This is a genomic window from Streptomyces sp. TG1A-60 (assembly GCF_037201975.1).
In the GTDB taxonomy this organism is placed as follows: Bacteria; Actinomycetota; Actinomycetes; order Streptomycetales; family Streptomycetaceae; genus Streptomyces.
The window spans coordinates 7,820,502-7,826,501 of record NZ_CP147520.1 but is presented as its reverse complement, the minus strand read 5'-3'; the positions used below and the strand labels follow the sequence as shown (position 1 = coordinate 7,826,501).

Genomic DNA, 6,000 nt, shown 5'->3' with positions numbered 1-6,000 from the left:
GTGTTATGTCCTCTACTTCGTTCAGTTACGTATTGCTAAGGTTAATCCATTCCCTCCGATAGATGAAACCAGCACCTGCGCCGCGGCGGCCACCGACGCCCGCGGCGACGCCCCAGCGGTGCAGCTGGGCCTGGATGCGCCGGTGCCCGTAGGTGCTGTCGGACATGTCGAAGGCTTTCTCGATGAGCAATTTCAGTTCTTCGCGCCGCTGAGCTGTCGCGGATTCCGGGCGGGATCGCCAGTCGTAGTAGCCGGATCTGGAGACGCCGAGTCGGCCGCACATGAACTCGACGCTGTATGCGTACTTCTCGGTGTCGAGCCGCATCTCGTCGATGAACTCGTACTTGCTTGCTACCGGGGATCCTTCGCGAAGTACGCTGCGGCTTTTTTCAGGAAGGTAACTTCCATCTCCAGCTCGCGGTTGCGTCGTTCGAGTTCCTTCAGGCGCGCTCGCTCGTTCACCGTCAGTTCCGCGTCGGGGGCCGGTTCCTGCTGCTTCTGGTACTTCTTCACCCAGCCGCGTAGCGTCTCCGAGTTCAGCTCAAGCTCCCGGGCGACTTCGGAGATCGTCTTGCTTGACCTCAACGCGATCTGGACGGCTTCCTCGCGGAACTCCGGCGAGTACTTACTGGGTGGCGCCACTTCTTCCTCGTTTCCTTGTTCAGGACAACCCTATTGGGTGCCTGTCCGGAAACTTCGGGGCCCCTCAGCATCCCGGATCACGGCTACCGCACTCCTCACCCTCGGCGCCCTGGGGGGATCGGCGTACAGCGCCTCAGCCGTCGCCCCCAGCGCCGATCCTGTCCCGATTCTCGGCGGCCTGGCCGCCAACCCTGCCGGATCGCCCACCGGCGGCCAACTGTACAAACTCACTGAGCCCATCAAGCTCGGTACCGGTACGGCACCCGTGTTCGCTGCGCTCCAGGGCATGCCCATCAATGTGGGCAAGCTCCTCGGGTAGAACTTAAACCGCGCGTCTCCAGATTCAGGTCCGGCCCGGCATATCGGCCCGGCATCCCGGTCCGGTCAGCCCTCGCCCTGTTCCTTCGAGCTGAGTCCCTTGGTGGGCACGCCGGTTTCACTGATCAACTGATCTGTGTCATCGCCGACAGTCGGACCCACGACCCAGCAGCGGGCCCCCGGCTGGGGCCATGGGGCCTGGGCCCGGCTTTTCCCCTGGCCGATGCGAGCTGTCCCCAACCGTTGGGCGCTGGGGCCACCGCTCGTACAAACGGCTTCGCCGCGCCAAGTACACCGACAAAAATTGGGGGCTTCGTGGTGGTCACCCGGCGCCGACGGGGGAGGCGGCACCGGGTGACGATCAGGGGGAGGCCGTGGTGGGTGCCTGTCCGGCCGTCACGGCGTCCTGGAGCCGGTCCAGCCGTTCGACAGGGCCCGCAGCGTACGGGCCCTGTCCCTGACCCGGAGCAGGTTCCGCGAGGGCCGCGCCAGGCAGTCGTCGGCCTGGTCCATCACGTATTCGGCGAACAGCCGCCGGCCGTCGTCCTCGGGCAGCCTGACCGCGAGCGCGCGGACGTCGTCGGCGACCGCGCGGGCGGCCCCGGCGAGCAGCAGCCCGACCTGTTCGTAGTCGTCGGCCCGCAGCGCGTCGGGATCGGACCACGCCAGCACGGCGCGGGCCACACGCTCGTGGGTGTACGACGACGCGGCCCGCGTCCAGTACTTGAAGCGGCTGATCTGCCTGTGCACCGACTGCCACACCGTCACCCACTACGGGTACGCCCAGGTCCGCGGCCTGGAATCGAAAGCCTTCGCCCACCTGACCAAGGTCACCAAGATGGACGGGATCAAGGCACGCCGCCACATCGACGCCGCGTTCGCGCTGTGGCGGCGCCGCTCAGCCGTTACTTGGAGGCTCGACCTGAGCATCCTCACCGACGCCGGGATCACCGTCCAACGACCGCCCAGCGCGGCCCAGCGCCCCGGAGTCGCTGCGGCGACGCTCGCTGCCGAGCACGTCATCCCGCGGCCTTCCGCCCCAGCCGACGCGGGGGAGATCGCCGCCCGGATCGCCGTCGAACGCGGCATCGCCCTGCCCAGTCCGACACCCGCGAGCCCTCAGCCCACACCGTCGGCGCCGCCCCGGTCCGGAGCAATGCTCAAGACCTGTGGATCGGCCTCGGGAGGGGTGCCTCGCGAAACGCGGAGGGCGTACCTTCCCGAGTGATCGATTGATGGTCACCGAGTAGACCCGCGTTGCACCGCGGGTTGGGAAGGCACGCCCGTGCTCAGCGTAGTCAACAACGACGGAACCACCGAGACCGGATCCCTGATGGACGACATCGTCCGTGAGGGTGCCCGGCGGATGCTCGCCGCGGCCCTGGAGGCCGAAGTCAACCAGTACATAGCTGAGTTGGCTGGTGAGCGGGACGAGGTCGGCCGCCGTCTGGTGGTCCGCAACGGCCATCATCGCGAGCGGACGGTGACCACCGCCGCCGGGCCGGTCGTGGTGAAGGCGCCCCGCGTGAACGACAAGCGCGTCGACGTGGAGACCGGTGAGCGCAAGCGGTTCTCGTCGAAGATCCTCGCGCCGTGGTGCCGTAAGTCCCCGAAGATCAGCGAGGTCCTGCCCCTGCTCTACCTCCACGGACTGTCCTCCGGGGATTTCGTGCCCGCGATGGAGCAGTTCCTGGGTTCCTCGGCCGGCCTCTCGCCGGCGACGGTGATCCGGCTGACGAAGCAGTGGACCGACGACCACACCGCCTTCCAGGCCCGCGACCTGTCGGATTCCGATTACGTCTACGTGTGGGCCGACGGCGTCCACCCCAAGGTCCGCCTCGGCCAGGCCCACTCCTGCGTCCTGGTCCTCATGGGCGTGCGCCCCGACGGCCGCAAGGAACTCATCGCGCTGGCCGAGGGGCTGCGTGAATCGACCGAGTCATGGGCGGATCTGCTGCGTGACTGCCGCCGACGCGGCATGCGCGATCCCGAACTCGTCGTCGGCGACGGGGCGATGGGCCTGTGGAGGGCCCTCGCAGAGGTGTTTCCCCAGGCCAGACACCAGAGGTGCTGGGTTCACAAGGTCCGCAATGTCATGAACGCGCTACCGAAGTCGGCTCAGCCCGGCGCGAAGAAGGCCCTGCAGGAGATCTACAACGCCGAGGACCGTGACCACGCCGAGAAGGCGGTCAGGGACTTCGAGCGTGCCTACGGAGCGAAGTGGCCGAAAGCGGCCAAGAAGATCACCGACGAGGCCGACGAGCTCCTCGCGTTCTACGACTTCCCCGCCGAGCACTGGGTGCACCTGCGCACGACAAATCCCATCGAGTCCACTTTCAGCACCGTGAAGTTGAGGACCAAGGTAACCCGCGGGGCCGGCAGCCCGGCCGCGGCCCTGGCGATGGTGTTCAAGCTCGTCGAGTCCGCCCAGGCCCGCTGGCGAGCGATCACCGCACCCCACCTTGTCGCCCTCGTCCGCAACGGCGCCCGCTTCAAGAACGGTCACCTCGTAGAACGCCCTGAAGTCGCCGCCTGAGCAACCCCACTGATCCACAACTCTTGACAATTACTCCCCGGTCCGTCGAACGCGTCGCTCCCGACCCTCGCGACGAAGACTCGTCGTCCTTCCTACGGCGCTTGTTACGCAGGGACAAGCGGTAGCCACAGCGGACCGGCGACGACCCCATTGCGGAGACCTCACCATCCTGGAACCCGAACAGCGCGCAGTCGTGCGGTTATGTCGTACGCACCGCGAGGTAGGCGATCCCACTGGGAGTGGATCTGACGCCACCGAAGCATGTCTGAGCCATCCTCTCGCCCCATACGCGTCAGGCACTCGGCCGTGAAGGTGACTGCTGACCAAACGTTCGCATTCCGAAGATCGCTGCTGTCCTCGTCCACACGGGCGAACAGAACGAGGACGTACAGGTCGTTCAGGGGGATCGCCTCGCCGCGGACGTCCGCAAGACTGATCGCCTCCAAGGAGCCTTCGTCCGGGGCATGAGGCGCGAATCGCGCCTTGACTCGCACACGAGCCAGCCCGCAGTACCGGTCTGTTGGTGGTCTTTCTGCGTCGGCACAGGGTGCAGTACCCGCGCTCGCGTCCCACGCCCACCGCTCGCCTTGGCGCTGTCGGGCGAACGCGGCAAGTTCTGGGACTTGTTGAACGACAGAGGCCCAAGGAACTGCCAGGTCAACACCGAGTGAGCGTGTGGGGTCGTCCCATCCGCCGATGGCTGGACCGAACTCACCGGATTCGTCGAATCCCGTACGCACGGCTCTCGCCCGGTTGTAAGCCCCAGCCACCGACCTGCTCGGCCAGAGAGCGGCAGCAGTGAGGCTCCGCCAAGCTCGTTTCCGCAGTTCAGTGGGGCTGGTGTGATGGGTCGGTGAGGTCCTCACGCTGGCAGGTGGGGTGATCGTTAGCACGAGATCGTCTGGCGCAGGTGTTCTCGTGGGTTCTGGAGTGAGGTTCGGGGGTCGCCGCGTAGGTTCTGCGCTGGGAGGGATGTTCATGACGGACGTGCTGGCGTGGACGATCGAGCGGCGGCTTGAGCTGGCGAAACGTGCCGAGCTGCTGCGCAAGGAGCTGGGTGAACTCGAAACGGAGGTCGCCCGGTTGGAGGCCGCCGAGGTGGTGTTCGGGCAGTGGGCCGAGGCCACTGATGGTGGACGGCGACCGCCGGGCATCGTGTCGCCGGAGCCGGAGCCGGAGCCGGCCGTTGTGACGGTGGGTCCGGGTGCGGGCGGGATGCGAGTGGTGCCGGACCGCGTCGAGGGGATGGGACTGGAGGTCCTGACCTCAGAATATCGACGGATCATGGAGATCGTGGCCGGGGCGGACGGTCCGGTGATGGCCAAGGACGTCGCCCTCGGGCTGGGCCGGGAGGCGAGTCCGGCGAAGATCGAGCCGGTCCGGGGCCAGCTGCGCAAACTTGCCGACCGGGGCTGGCTCTCACGTACCGCGTCCGGGCGTTACCTTCCCCGCTGACCAGTAACGCCGCTGGCCGGACGGGCCGATTCCTGCCATAACGCGAGTGCCCCCGGCGGGAGTTGGTAAGTGTGTGACCAAAAACCAGCCCGCCGAGGGCCCTCGGGATGTTGTCTACCAGGTCCGCCTCCCGCTGTCGAAGCGGACCATCGATCTCGTCGCCGACCTGATACGCCAACGCCGCAACCGGATGCGCTCTGTCTGGCGCAAGGCCGAACCCGGTAAGCAGGCCGTCATCGTGCTCGCCGTACTCCGTCACGACCAGCGCCTGGCCGACATGGCCGGCGGCAACCAGGTCGGCGAATCCACCGTCCGCCGCTGGGTGAAGGAAGTCGTCAAGCTGCTGGCCGCCCGCGCCCCGCGCCTGGACCGCGCATGCAAGAAGATCGCCCGCAGCGGCGGGGTCGTGGTCCTCCTCGACGGCACCCTGATCCGCACCCACCGCCGCACCGGGAGGGACGACCGGAAGAACTACTCCGGCAAACATAAGGCCCATGGCCTGCTGTTTCTCGCTGTCACCGACGAGAAGGGCAACCTGATCTGGATCTCCGCGGCCAAGCCCGGCCGGTGCAGCGAGATCACCACCGCCCGCCACAACAAGATCACCGGACATCTGAGGGAAGCCGGCCTCGGCGCCCTGGCCGACCTCGGCTTCGTCGGCCTCGACGACAAGCCCGAAGACGACCCGGTGATCATCACCGGCCGCAAGGCCACCCGCAACCACAAGCTGACCGTCGCCGAGAGGGAAGCGAACCGCCTGGTCAGCCGCGAACGCGCCGCCAACGAACATGGCTTCGCGAACCTCAAGTCATGGCGGATCCTGACCAAACTCCGCACGGACACCCGGCAGGCGACCACGCTCCTGCGGGCCCTGCTCGTTCTGGCGAACAGCGAAGTACAGCGCTGACGGAGCGGGCGGATGATCTCGCCCCGACGATCACGCCACCTGCCAGCGTGAGGACCTCACCAACGCATCACACCAGCCCCACTGAACTGCGGAAACGAGCTTGGCGGAGCCTCAGTGAGGGACTGCGCCAGGCCGCCGATGG

7 protein-coding genes are annotated in these 6,000 nt (G+C 67.1%); 4 read left to right on the top strand and 3 right to left on the bottom strand.

Going from position 1 to position 6,000, the window contains the following annotated elements; all coding sequences use genetic code 11:
* Positions 1-25 precede the first annotated feature (25 nt).
* The 3 genes from WBG99_RS34490 to WBG99_RS34480 all read right to left on the bottom strand — a co-directional run bounded on the left by WBG99_RS34490 (position 26) and on the right by WBG99_RS34480 (position 1,710).
* On the bottom strand, positions 26-325 hold the full coding sequence (locus WBG99_RS34490; RefSeq protein WP_338900151.1) for an IS3 family transposase: 300 nt from the start codon (positions 323-325) through the stop codon (positions 26-28).
* A 26-nt stretch (positions 326-351) separates the two neighbouring features.
* A complete protein-coding gene (locus WBG99_RS34485) occupies positions 352-642 on the bottom strand; it encodes a transposase (protein WP_232654321.1) in 291 nt (96 codons plus the stop codon).
* A gap of 714 nt (positions 643-1,356) precedes the next feature.
* On the bottom strand, positions 1,357-1,710 hold the full coding sequence (locus WBG99_RS34480; RefSeq protein ID WP_338900150.1) for a hypothetical protein: 354 nt from the start codon (positions 1,708-1,710) through the stop codon (positions 1,357-1,359).
* On the opposite strand from WBG99_RS34480, the gene WBG99_RS34475 reads away from it, so the two are divergent.
* The 4 genes from WBG99_RS34475 (at position 1,685) to WBG99_RS34460 (ending at position 5,858) form a co-directional block, all read left to right on the top strand.
* Complete coding sequence (locus WBG99_RS34475; RefSeq protein ID WP_338900148.1) at positions 1,685-2,188, top strand: hypothetical protein; 504 nt, start codon at positions 1,685-1,687, stop codon at positions 2,186-2,188. The two genes, WBG99_RS34480 and WBG99_RS34475, sit on opposite strands and share 26 nt — an antisense overlap.
* 57 nt (positions 2,189-2,245) lie before the next feature.
* Complete coding sequence (locus tag WBG99_RS34470) at positions 2,246-3,496, top strand: IS256 family transposase (protein WP_338894377.1); 1,251 nt, start codon at positions 2,246-2,248, stop codon at positions 3,494-3,496.
* A 978-nt stretch (positions 3,497-4,474) separates the two neighbouring features.
* Entirely contained in the window at positions 4,475-4,951 is a 477-nt protein-coding gene (locus WBG99_RS34465) for a hypothetical protein (RefSeq protein ID WP_338900147.1), read from the top strand.
* 73 nt (positions 4,952-5,024) lie between these two features.
* Positions 5,025-5,858 (top strand): transposase family protein, encoded by an 834-nt coding sequence (locus WBG99_RS34460; protein ID WP_338900124.1) that lies wholly within the window; start codon positions 5,025-5,027, stop codon positions 5,856-5,858.
* Positions 5,859-6,000: the final 142 nt, after the last annotated feature.